This window comes from Shimazuella alba (genome assembly GCF_009831235.1).
Taxonomy (GTDB): Bacteria; Bacillota; Bacilli; order Thermoactinomycetales; family Thermoactinomycetaceae; genus Shimazuella; species Shimazuella alba.
The window spans coordinates 1-18,636 of the sequence record NZ_WUUL01000016.1 but is presented as its reverse complement, the minus strand read 5'-3'; the positions used below and the strand labels follow the sequence as shown (position 1 = coordinate 18,636).

The window sequence follows — 18,636 nt, the reverse complement described above, 5'->3', positions numbered from 1 at the left end:
TAGCACTCGTTTTTATTCTTTCTATCTGCTCTATAGAAGAATGTTAGGAATGAGGTAAATTCTTGAAGGATTTATAGATAGCCTCAATAGTTTTATTTATATCCTCCTGACTATGTGCAGTCGTTAGAAACCAAGCTTCGTACTTAGAAGGAGCTAAATAGATACCTTCTTGTAACATCAGATGGAAGAACTGACCAAACTTTTTGCTGTCTGATTTTTGTGCTCCATCATAGTCCGTTACAGGTTGATCACAAAAATAGACGGTGAGAGCTCCACTTTGACGGTTTAACTGGATAGTATGATTATATTTTTTAGCAGCATTCCATATTTCTGATTCTAGCTGTTCTCCCATACTAGCTAATTGATCATAAGTACCTTCTTGGGATAACTCTGTTAAGCATGCCATACCAGCAGAGATGGAAAGAGGATTTCCTGCCATTGTTCCTGCTTGATACATCGGTCCCATTGGAGCTACTTTCTCCATGATTTTCTTTTTTCCGCCATAAGCACCAATTGGGAGTCCACCGCCAATGATTTTACCAAGTGCTGTGAGATCTGGTTCCACTTGGTACATCGTCTGCACTCCACCAAAGTGAAAGCGAAAAGCAGTTATCACCTCATCATAGATAACAAGAGCTCCAGCTTGGTGTGCGAGTTGGTTTACTTGTTGCAAAAATTCTGGCTGTGGGGGTACGATTCCGAAATTACCTACTAATGGTTCTACTAGTATGCCAGCTACTTGATCACTCCAATGATCCAAAGCAAGACTCAGTGCTTCGGGATCGTTAAAAGGGACAGTGATCACTTCTCCTGCAATACTCGCTGGAATTCCGGCGCTATCAGGAATACCAAGTGTAGATGGTCCAGAACCAGCTGCTACTAAAACAAGGTCAGAGTGCCCATGATAACATCCAGCAAATTTAATAATTTTGTCTCGACCTGTATATGCTCTAGCTAATCGTATGGTGGTCATCACTGCTTCTGTTCCACTATTAACAAAGCGGATTTGCTCCATAGAAGGAATCGCGTTTCGAATCATCTGAGCAAATCGAACTTCTTTTTCTGTAGGTGTCCCATACAAAATGCCCTGTTCTGTAACGTCTTGGATTGCTTTTGTTATAACTGGATGAGCATGTCCAAGAATTATAGGTCCAAAGGCTGCCAGATAGTCGATATATTGATTATCGTCTTCGTCCCAAAAATAAGCACCTTTCGCACTTTTCATAAAAATTGGATAATCACCACCAACAGCTCGAAAAGAACGCGATGGACTATTTACTCCTCCAACAATGACATCAAGTGCTTCATGATAGAGGGATTGTGAAGTGGTAGTATGCATTTTCTTTCTCCTTTCATTTCAACACCTTGACTATTATAGCACTGCATCTGAGTTGATCAGAGATAAAATGATAGGAAAGGAAAGCCTTACAACAGAATCCATAGAATGAAAAAGAACGAGCTAATTTTGTACGAATTAAAAATATTTTAATTATTAATATACATTGATCTTAAATTTATGTTAAAATAAATCTATGCGAAATAAAAATATGTAGGAGGTCAATATTGTTGTAGTTAATGTAAGGTAAGGTAAGTCTGTATATATTGAATGTGAAGAGCTCAAATATGCATTTTCGCATGTAATAATGGTAACGATTACATTTTAAAATAAGATATGATGGTTTTACGAGGATAGTCCACACCAAAACTGCTGTTATATTCAGCAGTTTTTTTATATAGGATAACACCAAAATAAGGTGTTGTTTATTTATTTTTAAAACTATTTCCACTATATTTCGTGTAAAATGAGGTTCATTGTAAAAACTAGATACACCATAAAAAAATTAGTTATGTGAATGCAGCTTCCATTTTATCCAAAATAGAAATCCTAATAGATGGAACATTTTGGTTTTATCAGCAGATAGATAGGATTGAAAAAATTATTTTAGGAAAAACAGCACTGGTCGCCTGAAAAAATCAAATGACAAGTATAGTCTACATACTGAGATCAATTTCTCAAGAGGAGCGAGTAAATCAGACCGTGATGCAGGGATACAAAATCACCCACATCTCCATTTCTGTGAGTCGTGTAGACCAGTCGCTCAGCCGCATGATCGCACTGAGCTCTTCCTCTGTTTTACACTGATTATGATGCGTTCGCGAATACGGTCTGCTTCCAACTCGACTAGTGAAAAAGTGTCGATCCTTCTCCCGACGGAGTAACTTGATGACGATGTCGTATGCACTCTCCTCGAAGCTGGTGCTCTTCTCTCTACACAGATAAAGCAGAGTCTCTGCATTCGTAGCTGTCAAGCTGTAAGCGTGAATCTCATTGTTCAGCAAGTTGAAGTGTCAGGCATACTTCTTTTTTTCATCGGTAATGATTTTGTTAATTTTTCATATAGTTTTCTGACAAATAAATCAATTACTTCAGAGTATTAATTATTTTTGATATAAGAATATTTGTATATTTTTGTGCTTACACATACCTATCATCAAAAGAATTTATTTCTTGCTATCCAATGGTAAAATACGGTTCTTTCAGTGTATTGTGAATGCAAGTGTTCTTATGATATCCTTAAGCTATTCATCAATTTATCATATTATTTTACAAATTTTGCTAGTGAATAGGAGGTTGTAGCATGGCTTTCTTTGAAGTAGGCGGTGTATATCGACAAAAATATTTGATAGAGAGCGTTGTTCCCTTCTTTCAAGGAGAACTGGCGATTGCAGTATATGAAGACAAAAGATACTACTTACAATCTGCAAGTTTAAATAGACAAGCCCCACTTCGAGCTATATCGCAATATCGTAATTTAAAATTGCCACAAGTGATCCCATATTTAGACGTTTTTGATGAACCTGGTATGTTAGTATTTATTCGACCATATGTGGAAATTCGACCACTACGCGAGATCATCACTACACAAGAATTGTCAGAAGAACAGGTAGTAAAATGGGTTAAGGAGTTGCTTCATGTTGAAGCGGTTCTTCGATCAAAACCGATGTCGATGTACTTATTGCTTGATTTGAGAAATGTTGGCATAGATAGTCAAAATGAATTGAAACTTTTCTTTTGTGGACTAGAACAGATAATGGTTTATGAATCAAAATTAGATTGGGGAACATTTATCTATAGTATGCTATCTGGACAATTTCTAGATGGACCTATCTTAAAACTACCACGAAATTTTAAAGTATCTAGACCAATGGCTCGATTGATTCAAAAATCATTCAAAGAGTACAAGGTTCCACCAGTATTAGAGCAAGTAGAAATTTTTGAAAACAAAAACACGAGTGGTGGGCTTTTGGGAAAGTTTTGGGGAGAAAAAAAAGAAGAGAATTCAACACTTCTAGTACCAACAACAAGTAAAAGTAAAAGTTCCGCTGATACTTATTTTACCCCTACTAACAGACCCATTCATCGTGCGGATCGAACGGTTGAAGAACCAGTCATTCGAAAAAGCTTCTCACCATCTACTACCACAGTAACACATAAATCGCTCTATAACGAAACAGATCAAGAACGCGTAGTTATACAGGAAAGGGGCAGCTTGGTGAAAGAAGATGATACAAAAAGTTTGGAACAAACAGAAAATACACCCTCAAATGACCAGACAGAATCTTCTGTAGCTACTGTGTTTCAAGATGAAGCCAAAGAAGAAACAATTGTACAAGAACCTGTCGAACAAGAAATAGAACCAGAAGATCCATCTGTCTGGGAAACGGATGAAGATGATTTCTCATTCGAAGAACCATTAGTTGGTGTAAAAGACGAAGCGAGTGAAATCGGTAAAGAGACGAGACCAGTTTTTCAAACAGAAATTCCAACAAAGGCAGATGAGGAAGAAGGTCAAGTAACTTTTAGAGAAATCGAAGTAGCTCCTTCTGTTTCCGATAAAACAGAAGAGACTATTTCTCCATTAGCCGATCAGCTTAAAGAAGAGTCGAAACCAACCGTAGAGGAAATTTCTTCAGAAGAAAAGCCTGTAGAAGAAACGAAGAAAGAGCAAGCAAAAGAAGAAGAATCGATTAAAGAAGAATCAAAGAAAACACATCCAGATGCAAATCTAACAACAATTAAGGTATCTCCTGCATTAGCACAGTTAGAAGGACAAGATTTATCCCAGTCTTTTGTACTGAAACTGAACAAACAACAAGAAGAGTTGGAGAAGGAACAGCAAGAGCGTCTGAAAAAGATGCGTGAAGAATACGAACGTCGTGAACGGGAGTTAATTGAAGAACATAGAAGAAAATTAGAGGTAGAACAGAAGCGATTGTTGGAAGAACAAAGACAAAAATTAGCGAAGTTACAAGAGGAAGCAAGACTTGCCAAAGAACGAAAACGAAAAGAAGAGCTGCGCAAAGCAAAACTAGCAAAGGTCCGCAAACAATTTGTCGAAAAACAAAAAGCGATATTGGAGAAGGAAGAAAAGGCATATAAAGAGCGTCAAGAAGTATTACTCGCGAAATTACTAATTGAATATGAAGAGCGAAAAGCAGCTTTATTAAAGCAACAAGAAGAAGAATATCATTCTCGTACGAAGGCCCAACTAGCAGCTTTGCAGGAAGAACAAGAACGAATAGAAGCAACCATAAACGAGGAAGAGCTTATTGAAAAACCAAAAGCAGCCAATCCCTCGATGGTAGAAGAATCAGCTAAAAAGGAAAACAAAGTAGAAATTACTCCTCAAGTAGAATTTACGTTTGAGGAAGAAAAATCATCAGCAGAAATAACTTCTGAATCAGATGATCTAATATGGAACGACCCCAAGGATTCAAATGATCAAGTTGTTGATACTGTAGACGAAAGTGCCATCTTCAAAGAAACGGAACCAGTTTCAAAAGAAGAAAATGCAGAGATTGAAAATGTTTTTGCTGAAGTATTGCCACCAAACAAAGTAGAGTCCGAAAAAGAACCAAAAGAGACAGAAAAACCAAAAGAAACAATAGTAAAAGATTCAGTGCAAGTAATCGAGCCAAAAGAAAAGAATTTAGAGGAAGCTTCACATGAATCAGAAGTAGTTACTGCCAAACCGGAAAAAGTAGGGAAAGATTCAGAAGAAAAACGAGTGATCGAAACAGAGTCGAAACCAGAGGTAGAAACAAGACAAGAAGATTCAACCGAAGAAGATGAGAGTTCCGATGAGACTCAAGAAGCTACTGGTGAAGATGCACCAAAGAAGAAACGTCGTCGAAGAAGACGGAGAAGAAAGAAAAAGACAACAGATGGGGCAGATGGAGTAACAGAAGAAGTAGCAGCTGCCGTTTCAAGCAGTACACAAGAGTCAAACTCAAGCAGTAGCGAAGAAACCAATTCGATGGAAGAAGCAAGAAAAAGACGAGAACTTGAGCTGCAACAAATGGAACAGGAACTCTTGGAGATGGAACAGAAAGATGCTTTGATGAATCCAAAATCAAAGCCGGAAAAGAAACCAAAGGAAAAACAATCAAATAAGAAACCAGCTAATAAATCTACAAAACCAAAACAAGAAGAAAAACCGAACCAGGAAGAGCAGGCTAAAAAAGTAGTCGAACCAAAACAATCAGAAGTGTCTCAAACACCTGTTGTAGCTAAAAAAACGGAAGTACCCATAGTAAAAGATACAACAGAGCATGCAACACTTGCCAAACAGTTCGAACAGTATTTAAAATTGTTTAAAAAGAAGAAATAGGAGGCATAAAGCCCTCCTATTTTCTTATGAAAGGAGTTTATTTCTTGTTTAATTGGATGTCTAGTATAGGAATAGGCGCTGCTACTGTAGATACACATCTAGAGAGAGACCAATATGCACCTGGTGATATTGCAACGGGTGAAGTAGTGATTAAAGGAGGGGTCGGGACTCAGGTTTTTAGTCATATTGAATTGCAACTGATGTTGGAATACCATTTAGAAGGAGAAATGAAAAATAAAACATATCAAGCCGAAACTTTTCAAATTTCAGGACCGATTGAGATTCATCAGCATGAAATCAAGAGGATACCATTTCAGTTGACATTACCAGATATGCTACCAATGTCTACAGGTCATTTTCCTATTTATATTAGAACCGTTTTAGATGCCAGATTTGCAGTTGATCCAAAGGACGAAGATAGAATAACAGTTCTTCCAGCAAAATTGGTACAACATATTTTGAAAGTCATAGAAGATGCAGGATTTATCTTATATAAGATCGAGAACTTAGAGCTTGTTGAAAAGCCTAAAGATGGTATTCCGTTTATGCAAATTTTTGTATTTCGACCTACCGGATCGAATCATGGAGTAATTGATGAGTATTCGGTGGTATTCACACATACCGCAACTTCATTTAGAATGGAAATGGAAATCCTACGTGCAGAACAAGCTCTACAGAGTACATTTGAATGGAATCATCGTGATCCGGAAAGCACATTTCGAATAAACGGAAACCCTGCGGAAGGGAATCCATTTGAGAAACTCAGAACATTGTTAAAGAGAAAATAGGGGAGAACACCATATGAATTTATTTCGGAAATCATTAGCTACTTTTGGAGTTGGTTCTGCAAAAGTAGACACGAGATTAGAGAAGTCTACTTATATGCAAGGAGAAATCGTAAATGGTAAAGTTTATGTTTTAGGTGGACAAGCGGAACAACAAGTAGATGAGATTTACCTCCATCTCCTCTTACAGTATGAGCTAGATGGAAATTTATCAGAGTACTTAATAGAAAAAATATTGATTACAGAACCATTTACGATAGGACCAAAAGAAGAAAGACAGTTTACTTTTGACTTTCAACTGCCTTTTGATGCACCTGTTTCTACTTCAGGTGCCCCCATCTATCTACAAACAGGTTTAGAAATAAAGTTAGCCAAAGACCCACTCGATGTTGATGGAATTGAAGTACTTCCTCATCCATACATAGATATGATATTAGAGGCAATAGAACTAAATCATTTACGTCTATCCAAAGTATCTTTCGATTTTGAACACCATTTTTCTCGCCATCCATTTGTACAAATGTACCACTGTGAACCTACTCCTGAGATGGAATTTAACTTAGATCGAGCTGCATTTGTGTTTTTTGCTCATCAAAATGAAGTAGAAGTAATCATGCATTTGGATAAAAAAGGAGATGATCTATTCAGCTCCATGGAAGAAGCCTTCCAATTGGATGAGAGATTGGGAAGATTTATTATTCATTTAGAGGAAATCCATCAAGGGAAAGAATTTCTTGCCCACCGGGTGAAAGAGGAGATCTTGAAATCTATATAGCAGCAAATTAGTTGACTTGTTCAGGAAGAAAGGTTTCCTAAGAAAGAGGATTCTGATTTCCAATAGAGCCAATGTATCTCCTTTATGTAAAGCAGTCACCCGATGCTATTGTTCAGCATCGGGTGTTTTTACTGAGGCTATTTGCAGTTTTGTATAAAACAGATTCCTTTCTGTGCGACAAGCAGAAGCTCATTCTTCAATACGGCTTCTTGATCCGAAGAAAGATTCTGTTTTTTCTTTTCGCTCTGCACAATCTGATCGATGATCCCCTCGTCTGTCGTAGGACGGTAGATCGAGATTGGAATCATTAGCCCTTGTACCACTCGAGACATCATCCGGCTAAAATCGGACTTTCCAGGAACATGCCAATGTATTTTTGTGATGTTCCCCTCGGCTGATGTTTCCAGATGATAGTGGATATCGAACTTGGACATGTGATCTCCTCAGTTTTCAAGGAGTTTTTCCTTGTTATCTACAGTATACGCAATGTTTGTTTTTTATGATAAGGTAAGGTGTTTTTATTTTGTACCCAGTGTACATCATTTTGGTTGTCTGTACACTAGGTAAGGAGTTAGGAACAACCCCCATAGCAGATGTTTATGTTTTGTACATGGATAGTATTCTGAAGCTCATTTCTAAGTGATTTCATTTGTGAGTGGTTGAGTTGAAGTCGCAATGTTTCATTTGCAACAATCAACTGGATGATCCCATCAGGTGAATTATCCACTTGTCCATTCCATACCTTTTGCATCACAAGAGACATCTTTTTTGTACGCTCATTGTTCCCAACTACATGCCAATGAATTTTGGAAACTTTTCCATCATCTGATCGATCAAGGAAGTATGTCATGTGAATATTTCCCATGAAGGCCTCAAATCATTGTATTTGAAAATGAAATCTAACAAATAAATAATATAATACGAATCTCATTTTAGCTATGACCTACCAGTACTGTGGAAATGCATAGACAATTGTGGACGAACTGTCAGATTTATATAACTAAATATTCTGTGATTAAATTCGTGTTTGCAGAATCGTTAAATCTACTTTACAATAGTAAGTGATCTGATGTTCGTCTTTTTCAAAGACGAGCGTTTTTAATGTGGAGGAAATAGGAATGAATGCTATACAAGCAGAAAAATTGACAAAAGAATTTCAAATTTATCAAAGTCGGAAAGGGTTATCAGGGGCTTTTCGAGATCTATTCAATCGAAATTACCGGACGATTCGTGCCGTTAATGAAGTTAATATCAGCATTCCTCAAGGGGAGATGGTCGGATATATAGGGGAAAATGGTGCTGGGAAATCTACCACAATCAAAATGTTGACGGGTATTTTGCAGCCTACTTCGGGCGATTTAAAAGTAAATGGCTTTGATCCCCATAATCAGCGAGAAGAGTTCGTGAAAACGATCGGGGTGGTATTCGGACAACGAAGTCAGTTGTGGTGGGATATCGCGGTTCAAGAATCATTTACTTTGCTTCAAAAAGTGTATCGAGTAGATAATCAAAAATTACTCGATCGCATGATAGATGTATTAAACATTGGAGAGCTATTGGATCAACCCGTGCGAAAGTTAAGTTTAGGTCAGCGTATGCGTTGTGAGTTAGTTGCTTCCTTGATCCATCAACCTTCGCTATTATTTTTAGATGAACCCACTATTGGCTTGGATGTATTGGTCAAAGAAAATATCCGTCAGTTTTTGCGGGAAATGAATAAAGAATTTGGAACTACTATATTGCTTACCACACATGATCTAACTGATATAGAAGCATTGTGCAGTCGAGTGATTATGCTAGATAAAGGTAATATTATTTACGATGGAGATTTGACGAGATTGAAGCAAGAATGGGGTGAAGGGAAAAAGATTCACTTGGAGTTAGATCAAGAAGTTTCCCTTTCTCATTTAGGTCAATTGACTGAATCTCTCCCTGTTACGTGGAGCAAAAATGAAGTTAATAAAAATTTATTCACAGCACAATTGAAAGGCAATTCCATTACTGCTTCTGAAGTATTGTCTCTACTAGTAACCTCAGGGGTACCTATTCACGAAATGCAGATCCAAGAAGTCTCAACGGAAGAAATCGTGCGGAAGATTTATCAGGAGGGTTAAGAAGTTGCTGGCAATGTATAGAGAGGTAATCCGCATTCGATTTTTGATGATGTTGGCTTACCGTGTTAATTATTATAGTGGAATTATCATTTACAGTATCAACATTGGAGCCTATGTATTTTTATGGCAGGCTGTCTATGGTGGGAAACCCAGCATAGAAGGATTTTCTGCTATTCAAATGGCAACTTATATTGCAGTATCTTGGATGGCTCGAGCTTTTTATTATAATAACTTGGATCGTGAGATAGCAGAGGAAATCCGAGATGGATCAGTCGCGATTCAAATCATCCGCCCTTACAGTTATCTGATGGTGAAAGTGTTTCAAGGGTTTGGAGAAGGTTTATTTCGATTACTCCTCTTCAGTGTACCGGGTATGATTATTGTGTCTTTTATTTATCCGATTCAACTAACAGCTGATCCTATCGTTTGGATTCAGTTTCTCATTAGTTTATTGTTTGGTTTCATTGTTAATGTAGAAGTAAATTTAATTGTAGGGCTGTTTGCGTTTTTTGTTTTAAATAATCAAGGGATACTATGGGCAAAAAGATTTTTGGTGGATCTTTTATCTGGTTTAATCATTCCCATTTCTTTCTTCCCTTCCGTACTTCAAAAAATATTTGCTTTTTTACCATTCCAAGCTATCAGTTATATTCCAAGCAATACTTTAGTCAAGGGTTTGAGCTTCGATAAATGGCTGCCAGCTATCGGTGTTCAATTTGTTTGGACTATTATTTTAGCTTTCATTTGTTGGGGAATCTGGGTAAAAGCACGTAGAACGTTAATTGTGCAAGGTGGTTGAGATGGTACAACTTCAAATATTTGGTCAATACTTAAAACAGTACATGAAAGCAAGATTAGCTTATCGCCTCGATTTAATCGTTAAATTTATTACAGACTTAATCTCACAGTCCTTCAATTTGATTTTTATCGTTGTGGTTTTTGGACATACCAAACAGCTGGGTGGTTGGAGTCAAGCAGAGGTTATCTTTATTTATGGATATTTTCTTTTGCCATGGGCTATCTTTGGTACGTTTTTCAACTTATGGAGTTTCAATGATCGCTATATCATCAAAGGGGAGCTGGACAGAGTATTAACACGACCTGTTCATAGTCTCCTCCAGATCATCATGGAATCCATGACTCCAGAATCTCTGATTGGAGTTTTTACAGGTTTAGCTGTAATGGGTTATGGTGCATCTCAATTGGACCTGTATTGGGCATGGTATGATCCTATCTTGTTAATCGTGTTTACTTTAGGCGGTGTCTTGGTTTACGGAGGTATATTTATTGCGCTGACCAGTATCAGTTTGTATACGGACTCCAAAACAGACATACAGCCAATTGTATTCAATGTGAGTAACTATGGTCGTTATCCAGTTAACATTTACAATCGCATCGTACAGTTCGTGTTGACATGGCTACTGCCGTTTGCTTTTGTTGGTTTTTATCCAGCGAGTTATTTACTAGATCGCGGAGATTGGCGCTTTTATGCCTATCTCACCCCTCTGGTTGGTGTGGTTTATTTTGCGATTGCGGTTCTGCTGTGGAATCGGGGAATTCGTCATTATCGGGGAGCGGGTAATTAGCCTGCTCTTTTTTTGTACCAAAATCGATAGCAATCCCTTCCTCTTGTATAATTTTCTCTGCAAGTTCCGAGATGTTTTCCCCATCTCCATTGAGACTTAATCCAAGATTTAACATTCCACTCAACGTCTGTATATTTAGCTCTTGGATTTTGTATTCCATTTTTTCTACTTTAATTGGTTTTAGTTCTTCTACTTGTTTTCGTAATAATTCATTTTCATGACGAATTTTCTCTATTTCTTGTCTGAGGTATTCAAAATACTGCCAGTAAGGGTCATACATAAGATTATCCTCCATGAAATTAGTCATTTCTTTTAGTATATGGAGTGACCATCTCTTCTCATGACGCATAAACTAGGCTAACGACAGGATAGAGGGGGAGAGAATCATGAAAAAACATAATTTTTCTCAAGTACATGAGTTGGCGAAAGCTTTTCTTGGAGAAGATTTTTTTAACGAAATGGGTCAAATCAGTTCTTCTCCCCCCTCAGAACCGATTGCAGATGTTTACCACTCACGAAATGAAGTGATTGTTGTGATCAACTTGCCTGGGATGGAAAATATTCATACTGTTGACTTCCAAGTAGAAGATACAGATCTTAAGATAAAGGGCTCATTTGAATCCCCCTATGAGGCGTATGAGTCTTCGTTGATGGAGCGAAAACGCGGCGTGTTTGAAAGAACGATACCACTTCGGGATAAAGTTTTTCAGAAGTATTCATCAGCGCGTTATAAAAAAGGTGTTTTGGAATTACGTTACCGTAAACAACCTGGATGATAGGAGGAGGAGACGGTGGGAACGATCAACAATATTTTTAACCTTCGAATCAACAGTGTGTCCAGCTCCGCCTCCGTAAACTTTGGTAACACAATTAATGTTGGGGCAGAGAGCCACACCAAATCAGTCGGTGGTTCATCTCCTGTGGGTGATTTTTCCAGAAATGCTGATTTTGAACGAAATATCAATATTGATCCTGATTTAGCCGATCAGTCGAAGGTTGTGCCCATTTAATGATTCACATAAAAATTGGTTGTATCAAAATAAACCTTTTACAGGATTGTTCTTCTTTTAACATAGGGACAGTCATTAATACACAAAATCAATCACATACTGAAAACTACACGTATGAACAACCAAAGGAGACTCTACCACCTACAAAGGAAGAAGAAAGACGTGGGGAACAACCAGAAAGACCAGAGGCGCCAGTCAGGCGTCCTCCGATAACCCCACCAAGACCTGGGCCGGTAGGCCCGCCGTAATAGAGTTCTAAAAAGCACTTCCAAATGGTTAGAAGTGCTTTTTCTTTTGTAGTCAGAGGGACGGATAACAAGAATTATAATGACTATTTCATAAATTAAAAGTATAATGTAATTGTTCCAACGTCGATTCGACCTAGTTTGGAGGAGTCATGGCAACATCCTTGGATCCTAAGACATGTCGTGAGATCACGAATAAACTCAGAGAAGGATCTCGGCCACTGAAGGATGCGGCTGCTGTGTTTCATGCCATGAGCATTTTCTCAGCGGAGTTTGCAAAAGCAAATCTGGGCAACTTTGTTTTTCCAGCTTGGGATTCGCTTACTAGGAAGGATATAGAAATCCTTGATGAAGTGACCAAGATGGCCGGTCTTCAACACCCAGAGTGAGAATCGCTTTGCAGGAAGGTCGAGAACTTGATCTTCCTGCAACATACATAATGCAAAAGAGCCACTTGCCACCAAGTGTAGATGCGGAAGTTAGTTAGATATAGTAGACGAGAGTCGTCATAAGACGGCTTTTTTAATTTTTAAAAAACGAAACCTTCCTTGATTTTTTTACCCAATAATATTTTAATCTTTACTATTATTTTAGTTTCATTAATCGAAGTGAATCGTATGTAATTTGATCGAGCATAATGAGAAACAGTACTCTTATAGCGGAGTATCAAGCAAAATGATAAAATAATATGATGCTTGTTTTGGAGGTGTTTCGACATGATTAATGAAGGAGATATTGCACCAGATTTTACGCTGCTCTCCAATAAAGGACCCGAGGTGTCCCTGTCAGATTTTCGCGGGAAAAACGTAGTTTTATATTTTTATCCAAAAGATAACACACCAGGTTGTACGACAGAAGCTTGTGATTTTCGTGATGCACACCAGCATTTTGCAGATGTAAATGCAGTCATACTCGGAGTTAGTAGAGATAACGCAGCATCACACCGTAAATTCGTAGATAAATATGATCTACCATTTTTACTGCTAAGTGATACAGAAGAAACTGTTTGCAAAGAGTATGACGTATTGAAAGAAAAGACGATGTTTGGTAAAACAGGTGTTGGAATTGAACGATCAACCTTTATCATTGATGGAGAAGGAAAAATTGTAAAGATTTTTCGAAAAGTGAAAGTAAAGGACCATGTAGCAGAAGCTTTGAGTTATATAAAAGAAAACCTTACCTAGATAGAGAAGAGAGGAAGGAACTAAATGGGGAGAAATTTGGAACCCATTATGACCGACTATTACAATTTTTTCAGTGGCAGTACAAATGACTTTGATCAAGATATCACTTATTTTGTGGAATTAGCAAAGCAAATTGGCGGGCCGGTTATTGAACTAGGTTGTGGGACAGGTCGTTGTAGCATTGCGATTGCACAAGAGGGTATTGAAGTTTTTGGAGTAGACTTTAGTGCAGAAAAGCTAAAGATTGCAAAGAAAAAAGCAGACGATCTAGGTCTCGGTCACAAAATCAAATGGGTAGAGGCTAGTATCACTAATTTTCATGTCCCAGGTAAAACCTTCCCATTAGTCATCATGCCTGACCGGTCATTTTTGCAGTTAATCAATGTTCGTGATCAACTCAGTGCATTGAAAAGTATACGACGGCATTTAGATGAAGGGGGCATGTTTGCATTTCATGTTTTTGTTCCTCATTTACGTAAGTTGACAGAAATGGAAGGGAAATATACTTTCCGCGGAACTTTTCCTGCTGGTGAGGACGAGATTGAAGTATACGATTTTATGGAGTTAGACACTTTTAATCAAATTGCTCATATCACTAGGTATACGGAACGATTTAATATTCGTGGCGAGTCATTGAATCGACAAAAAACAAAAATTCGTCTACGTTATGCTTTTCCATCGGAGCTCAGTCATTTGTTAGCTGTCTGTGGTTTTAAAATACAAAACCGCTATGGTTCTTTTTATCATGCACCATTTGATGCCGCTAGTGAAGAATTGGTTGTAGAAGCAGTGAAGATAGCAAGGAGGTAGGACAGTTGCGAGTCTCAGCAAAGAAAATACTAGAAACTTTAGCTAATATGTATCCAGACGCCCATTGCGAGCTCGAATTTGACACTCCATTTCAACTATTAATTGCAACAATTCTCTCTGCGCAGTCTACAGATGTACAAGTAAATAAAGTGACAAAAGGTTTGTTTGAGAAATATCCAACAGCAGAAGTTATGTTGACCATGACTGAAGCTCAATTAGCAAACGAAATAAGAGGATTGGGATTGTTTCGTAATAAAAGTAAAAATATTTATCAAACCTGTCGCATACTAGTAGAAGAATACAATGGACAAGTTCCAATGGAACGCGAAGCATTAGAAGCATTGCCTGGAGTAGGGAGGAAAACTGCAAGTGTGGTGCTGAGTAACGCATTCGGTATCCCAGCGTTAGCGGTTGATACACATGTGCAGAGGGTTTCTAACCGGTTAGCCTTAGTGAAAAGTGAAACACCAATAGAGACAGAGAAACAGCTGACAAAAAAGATTGCAAAGAAAAAGTGGTTGGATACTCATCACCAACTTATTTGGCATGGTCGAAGACTTTGCATGGCAAGAAATCCCAAATGTTCACGCTGTGATCTGTTGCCCTTGTGCAAATATGGGCAATCAAACATTGACAAGATTATAAGCAAATAGTTATTCTAAAGTTAGAATCATTTTTATAATCGAGGTGAACGGAAATGGCGGACGGCCGATTGATGGAGGCAGTGGAAACTTTAAAGGTACAGGGAGTTCGCATGACCCCTCAGAGGCATGCCATTCTGCAATATTTGTTGTCCAGCATACATCATCCAACTGCTGATGATATATATAAGTCTTTATCTGGTAACTTCCCAAATATGAGTGTTGCAACTGTATACAATAATTTGCGATTGTTTCGAGAGGCTGGCTTAGTTCGAGAACTTACCTATGGTGATGCATCGAGCCGATTTGATGCCAATATGGATGATCATTATCATGTTATCTGTCATAACTGCGGGCATATTACAGATTTCGATTATCCGGTCTTGTCCCAAGTAGAAGAATCAGCGAGTGAAATGACTGGATATCAAGTGAATACACATCGGCTTGAATTTTATGGTACCTGTCCTGTGTGTCAAAAAGAATTAAATAAAAAAGAAGAGCACTAGTCTTAAGACAGTGGCTCTTCTTTTTTATTTTCCGGTGCATCTTTTGGGTCCACTGATAAAATCGCTTTACAGTGCATGCATTGATCTTTGCGACCAAGTACTTTGGTTGGTTTCCCGCATTCTGGACAGGTAACAGGTAATGATTGCGTAGATAAAATACCAACCCAAAAATAGATTCCCACACTGCCCATCACAAACAGAATTCCCAAAGCAAAAAATAAAGGCATCCAACTAGGCGCTAGGAAACCAATGTACATAACTCCTACCCCTAAAAAAATCAAGAGCAGGGCAAAAGTACGTATTTTATTTAACTTGCCTGAAAGTAGCATAAAGAGACCTCCTACAAGCAATTATTGTACCATAGGTGAAAATAGTTCAGAAAGGTAAGGTGTTTTTTTCTTTTCTATTGTATACTATGGATAATGATAATCGTTCTCAACTAATGAAGGATATAGGATGAATCGCGGAAAGCACAGGAAAAGCCCTCGTGGGAAGCACCGAAAGACACCTGCCTATATGGGAGTGCTGAGTAAGACCAAGTGGTCTTCCTTCACAAAAATATTGACCGACTTGGGAGATTTCATCAATATGGCGCTTATCGCACCTTCAGGTATGATGGCGATCTCTGGCGTCGCTGCAACTGCCATTATTTACTTTTTCTTTGTGAGCATCGACAAAAACGGCATCAAGATGGTGACTGGTAGATATATCGGACAGTCGACCAGTGAAAAGCTAGCTAATCTGCCTGCTTGTCTGGAAAAAGTAAAAGTGGATGCAGGAAATGGTCGTGGCGTAGTACTCGATAAAGCAAAAGAGGAAGCAAGAATTAATCCTGGGATGGTGCTGATACAGTACATCACCTACAACTCCCTCTACTCTAGTCTGATGCTGGGTTTGCTGGTTGGTGGACTTGCGATTGCGTTTCCTACAGAAATTTTGGAACTTGGGGGAGCAGAGCACGCAGTAGCTGTGCAAGGAGCACCCTATTTCCAAGTTATTATCGGATGCGTAGTTTTTAGTTCGATCGCCAGTAGCCTCACAAGTACACTTAACAGCCTCAAAAAAACAAAGAGTGTTACGATTGCAGCATCTTGTCTGCTCCTGACCCATCTTACGCTCGGAATTATTGCAGTGAAGGTTTTCGATCTCGGACTTAGGGGTGTGGCATGTGCAAATGTAGTTGCGATTGCGATTCAGGTCTTTGCTCTCGCTATCATGTTGCGCCGACATCCGGTATTTTCCAATCGCGTCGTCAAACTACGCCTAGACTGGAGCTTTCAATGGCATACATGCAAAGAAGCTTGGCCTTTGATTTTCGACAAGCTGACTTTCCAAGCCTGTATTGCGCTCTTTTGGCATATTCTCCAAAGCCATGGAGCAGATCTGATGGCTTCTCAGCGGATCGCTAACCAGATCACACTAGTCCCCCTTGCGCTTTTTACGGGGTTGTATCCAGTGATCGGTGCCTATGTCTCTAATTATTATGGGGACGAAGATTACATAGAAATCCGCCGCTTTACTAGGACGACACTTCTAGTGGGCACACTCAGCAGTATCGTTGTACTGATGGGAACTTATCTCATTGGTCCATGGGTGACTACATTGTTCTTTACGGACGACAAGAGTCTTGTAGAGATGACGCAGATGTGGCTCTTGTTTCTCGTGTTTGCCCATGGGCTCAATCAAACTCATCAGATCCTGACACATTCTCTAAGGCAGGTAAAGTCGAAACAGATCATTTCGACCAGTGCTTTGGTGGTGAATGGATCGTGGGGCGTTACCCTTCTCTTCTGGGGGAAAGAGATGGACTTGATCTGGGTTTCCTCACTTCAAATAGTGGCAACGCTGATGAAAATCATCCTGTTGGGATGGTATTTCTATACTGATCGGTGGGTGCCTAAACCATTTAAGCCAGGCTTGCTTGTCTGCCTTCGTGTGGGATGGTGCTTCTATTCCCAGAGGTGGTGGCAAATGACTCCAAAGCAAAAGCCGTTTAGGGTGGTTGAGTACCTGCTAATCGAAAAGTAATAGAAATCAAAGCACCCCATCTACGCTTGTAGGAGGGGTGCAGAAATTTTTAACAAATAGGCGACAGAATCCTCCCGCTTTTACAAGCGGTGAGATGAATGGTGCTTCAGACGAGATCTGGCACCCAAAACGGAGTGCCAATCGAAAGTTTGACAATCTTTGGTTTTTATTATTTATTCTCTTTTTTTGGTATATTCAGTATCCAGATCGTTTGTTCCTGTATGTAGCGAGGAGGTGAAGATGATGATACGCAGTAAAAAAGTGCCGTTTCGCGCATCTACCAGCGACCTAGATTGCGTACAAATCGCGAAATATTTTGGGCTGAATCATGGCGGAAAGTGAATCTCCAAAACCCAATTGCAACGTGCCACCAAGCGACAATTTCATTTGTATAGCCAATCGACGCAAGTCGTTTGCCATACATATCTTTTCGCACGAGAAAGTGCATGACAAGCGCTGCGCAAAAAAGTCAAAGGGATATGTTATCCTTATTGGCAAAAACAACACTTCAATACCAAATGGGCAAAAGATGGATTTGTAATCCATGCGGATGGCAAAATCGCGCTGAGTATGGGGAGTCATGATGGGAAACGGGAAAAGTCGATTGTGATACGTACGCGCAATTTGCCGGAAGGCGTTGATCAAAGAGAAAACGAACTTTATCTTTCGGTTACCTATGAAGACAGTATTACAGCTGAGCCATATCAGCAACAGCGAGCAGTCAAGGTCGATTCGGGGGAGATTTCTGCCTTTTTGTGAAAAAGGGGATGCAGTCGTGATCACAGGACGTAAAGTGCGCTCGATTCACCGTTTGCGCAATAAAAAATTGGCTGCCATTTCGCGTTTATTAGCGAAATGTAAAAAAGGATTGCGTAATTGGAAGCGATATCAAAAGGTGAAACAATTTATTCGTACGGAATCGAAACGACAATTGCGCGATGCGTTGCACCAGACAACGAAGCAATTCGTCGATTGATACTTAGCGCAAGAAGTTTCGGATGTACACCTCGGTGGATCCGATGGCGTACAGCGACATACACGAAAGAAAAAGAAGGCGAGTCGAAAACAAGCACAGCGTTTGTTGAATTGGTCCTTTGGAAAAGTGCATGCTTATTTAGCGTATAAGCTGGAGATACAAGGGATTCGCTTACATGGAGTAAAGGAGTTTTACACCAGTCATACATGTCCTGTCTGCAAGGAGAATTAGCAAGAAACTCCCACTTCTATAAGTGGGAGAGGTTCATATGAATAGTACAGATAACATCGGGAAAGACTTTTTT

The 18,636-nt window shown here is 39.0% G+C and carries 24 protein-coding genes; 18 read left to right on the top strand and 6 right to left on the bottom strand.

The window, feature by feature from the left end:
• Nucleotides 1-43: 43 nt before the first annotated feature.
• Nucleotides 44-1,339 carry a glutamate-1-semialdehyde 2,1-aminomutase gene (locus GSM42_RS18020; RefSeq protein ID WP_160802937.1) on the bottom strand — a complete coding sequence of 432 codons (1,296 nt, stop codon included), beginning with the start codon at nucleotides 1,337-1,339 and terminating at the stop codon, nucleotides 44-46.
• A 692-nt stretch (nucleotides 1,340-2,031) separates the two neighbouring features.
• Nucleotides 2,032-2,310 (bottom strand): hypothetical protein, encoded by a 279-nt coding sequence (locus GSM42_RS18015; RefSeq protein WP_160802936.1) that lies wholly within the window; start codon nucleotides 2,308-2,310, stop codon nucleotides 2,032-2,034.
• 329 nt (nucleotides 2,311-2,639) lie between these two features.
• Here GSM42_RS18015 and GSM42_RS18010 point away from each other — a divergent pair, with 329 nt between their 5' ends.
• The 3 genes from GSM42_RS18010 to GSM42_RS18000 are packed head-to-tail and all read left to right on the top strand — an operon-like array spanning nucleotide 2,640 to nucleotide 7,232.
• Complete coding sequence (locus GSM42_RS18010) at nucleotides 2,640-5,672, top strand: hypothetical protein (RefSeq protein ID WP_160802935.1); 3,033 nt, start codon at nucleotides 2,640-2,642, stop codon at nucleotides 5,670-5,672.
• A gap of 44 nt (nucleotides 5,673-5,716) precedes the next feature.
• The gene (locus tag GSM42_RS18005) at nucleotides 5,717-6,460 is read left to right on the top strand and encodes a sporulation protein (RefSeq protein WP_160802934.1); all 744 of its coding nucleotides are present in this window, start codon (nucleotides 5,717-5,719) and stop codon (nucleotides 6,458-6,460) included.
• 13 nt (nucleotides 6,461-6,473) lie between these two features.
• A complete protein-coding gene (locus tag GSM42_RS18000; protein WP_160802933.1) occupies nucleotides 6,474-7,232 on the top strand; it encodes a sporulation protein in 759 nt (252 codons plus the stop codon).
• 137 nt (nucleotides 7,233-7,369) lie between these two features.
• On the opposite strand, the gene GSM42_RS17995 is transcribed toward GSM42_RS18000, so the two are convergent.
• Entirely contained in the window at nucleotides 7,370-7,666 is a 297-nt protein-coding gene (locus tag GSM42_RS17995; RefSeq protein WP_160802932.1) for a hypothetical protein, read from the bottom strand.
• Between the two features lie 137 nt (nucleotides 7,667-7,803).
• The gene (locus tag GSM42_RS17990) at nucleotides 7,804-8,082 is read right to left on the bottom strand and encodes a hypothetical protein (protein ID WP_160802931.1); all 279 of its coding nucleotides are present in this window, start codon (nucleotides 8,080-8,082) and stop codon (nucleotides 7,804-7,806) included.
• A gap of 268 nt (nucleotides 8,083-8,350) precedes the next feature.
• Here GSM42_RS17990 and GSM42_RS17985 point away from each other — a divergent pair, with 268 nt between their 5' ends.
• From GSM42_RS17985 to GSM42_RS17975, 3 genes are read left to right on the top strand one after another with little or no spacing between them, the layout of a single operon-like run.
• Complete coding sequence (locus tag GSM42_RS17985; RefSeq protein ID WP_160802930.1) at nucleotides 8,351-9,346, top strand: ABC transporter ATP-binding protein; 996 nt, start codon at nucleotides 8,351-8,353, stop codon at nucleotides 9,344-9,346.
• Nucleotides 9,347-9,353: 7 nt separating this feature from the next.
• Complete coding sequence (locus tag GSM42_RS17980; protein WP_160802986.1) at nucleotides 9,354-10,145, top strand: ABC transporter permease; 792 nt, start codon at nucleotides 9,354-9,356, stop codon at nucleotides 10,143-10,145.
• Between the two features lies 1 nt (nucleotide 10,146).
• The gene (locus GSM42_RS17975; RefSeq protein WP_160802929.1) at nucleotides 10,147-10,932 is read left to right on the top strand and encodes an ABC transporter permease; all 786 of its coding nucleotides are present in this window, start codon (nucleotides 10,147-10,149) and stop codon (nucleotides 10,930-10,932) included.
• On the opposite strand, the gene gerPC is transcribed toward GSM42_RS17975, so the two are convergent.
• Nucleotides 10,844-11,212, bottom strand: coding sequence for a spore germination protein GerPC (gene gerPC / locus GSM42_RS17970; RefSeq protein ID WP_160802928.1), 369 nt, complete (start codon nucleotides 11,210-11,212; stop codon nucleotides 10,844-10,846). The two genes, GSM42_RS17975 and gerPC, sit on opposite strands and share 89 nt — an antisense overlap.
• A gap of 106 nt (nucleotides 11,213-11,318) precedes the next feature.
• Between gerPC and GSM42_RS17965 the strand changes: the two genes are divergently transcribed.
• The 8 genes from GSM42_RS17965 (at nucleotide 11,319) to perR (ending at nucleotide 15,328) form a co-directional block, all read left to right on the top strand.
• Complete coding sequence (locus tag GSM42_RS17965) at nucleotides 11,319-11,708, top strand: Hsp20/alpha crystallin family protein (RefSeq protein ID WP_160802927.1); 390 nt, start codon at nucleotides 11,319-11,321, stop codon at nucleotides 11,706-11,708.
• A 15-nt stretch (nucleotides 11,709-11,723) separates the two neighbouring features.
• The gene (locus GSM42_RS17960; protein WP_160802926.1) at nucleotides 11,724-11,942 is read left to right on the top strand and encodes a spore germination protein; all 219 of its coding nucleotides are present in this window, start codon (nucleotides 11,724-11,726) and stop codon (nucleotides 11,940-11,942) included.
• A complete protein-coding gene (locus tag GSM42_RS17955) occupies nucleotides 11,942-12,190 on the top strand; it encodes a hypothetical protein (protein ID WP_160802925.1) in 249 nt (82 codons plus the stop codon). The genes GSM42_RS17960 and GSM42_RS17955 overlap by 1 nt, the downstream gene beginning before the upstream one ends.
• A 149-nt stretch (nucleotides 12,191-12,339) precedes the next feature.
• Nucleotides 12,340-12,576, top strand: coding sequence for a hypothetical protein (locus GSM42_RS17950; protein ID WP_160802924.1), 237 nt, complete (start codon nucleotides 12,340-12,342; stop codon nucleotides 12,574-12,576).
• 327 nt (nucleotides 12,577-12,903) lie between these two features.
• Nucleotides 12,904-13,371 (top strand): thioredoxin-dependent thiol peroxidase, encoded by a 468-nt coding sequence (bcp, locus tag GSM42_RS17945; RefSeq protein WP_160802923.1) that lies wholly within the window; start codon nucleotides 12,904-12,906, stop codon nucleotides 13,369-13,371.
• Nucleotides 13,372-13,395: 24 nt separating this feature from the next.
• Nucleotides 13,396-14,181 (top strand): class I SAM-dependent methyltransferase, encoded by a 786-nt coding sequence (locus tag GSM42_RS17940; protein ID WP_160802922.1) that lies wholly within the window; start codon nucleotides 13,396-13,398, stop codon nucleotides 14,179-14,181.
• A 5-nt stretch (nucleotides 14,182-14,186) separates the two neighbouring features.
• On the top strand, nucleotides 14,187-14,834 hold the full coding sequence (gene nth, locus GSM42_RS17935; RefSeq protein ID WP_275402171.1) for an endonuclease III: 648 nt from the start codon (nucleotides 14,187-14,189) through the stop codon (nucleotides 14,832-14,834).
• Nucleotides 14,835-14,878: 44 nt separating this feature from the next.
• The gene (gene perR / locus GSM42_RS17930; RefSeq protein WP_160802921.1) at nucleotides 14,879-15,328 is read left to right on the top strand and encodes a peroxide-responsive transcriptional repressor PerR; all 450 of its coding nucleotides are present in this window, start codon (nucleotides 14,879-14,881) and stop codon (nucleotides 15,326-15,328) included.
• A 2-nt stretch (nucleotides 15,329-15,330) separates the two neighbouring features.
• On the opposite strand, the gene GSM42_RS17925 is transcribed toward perR, so the two are convergent.
• Nucleotides 15,331-15,657 carry a DUF2614 family zinc ribbon-containing protein gene (locus tag GSM42_RS17925; RefSeq protein ID WP_160802920.1) on the bottom strand — a complete coding sequence of 109 codons (327 nt, stop codon included), beginning with the start codon at nucleotides 15,655-15,657 and terminating at the stop codon, nucleotides 15,331-15,333.
• 361 nt (nucleotides 15,658-16,018) lie between these two features.
• Here GSM42_RS17925 and GSM42_RS17920 point away from each other — a divergent pair, with 361 nt between their 5' ends.
• From GSM42_RS17920 to GSM42_RS21465, 4 genes are all read left to right on the top strand, one after another.
• Nucleotides 16,019-17,356, top strand: a complete 1,338-nt coding sequence (locus GSM42_RS17920) for an MATE family efflux transporter (protein ID WP_160802919.1) — start codon at nucleotides 16,019-16,021, stop codon at nucleotides 17,354-17,356.
• Nucleotides 17,357-17,962: 606 nt separating this feature from the next.
• Nucleotides 17,963-18,115, top strand: a complete 153-nt coding sequence (locus GSM42_RS17915; protein WP_160802918.1) for a hypothetical protein — start codon at nucleotides 17,963-17,965, stop codon at nucleotides 18,113-18,115.
• Nucleotides 18,116-18,131: 16 nt separating this feature from the next.
• Nucleotides 18,132-18,332 (top strand): hypothetical protein, encoded by a 201-nt coding sequence (locus GSM42_RS17910; RefSeq protein ID WP_160802917.1) that lies wholly within the window; start codon nucleotides 18,132-18,134, stop codon nucleotides 18,330-18,332.
• Between the two features lie 126 nt (nucleotides 18,333-18,458).
• Nucleotides 18,459-18,563 carry a zinc ribbon domain-containing protein gene (locus GSM42_RS21465; RefSeq protein WP_420821013.1) on the top strand — a complete coding sequence of 35 codons (105 nt, stop codon included), beginning with the start codon at nucleotides 18,459-18,461 and terminating at the stop codon, nucleotides 18,561-18,563.
• Nucleotides 18,564-18,636 lie beyond the last annotated feature (73 nt).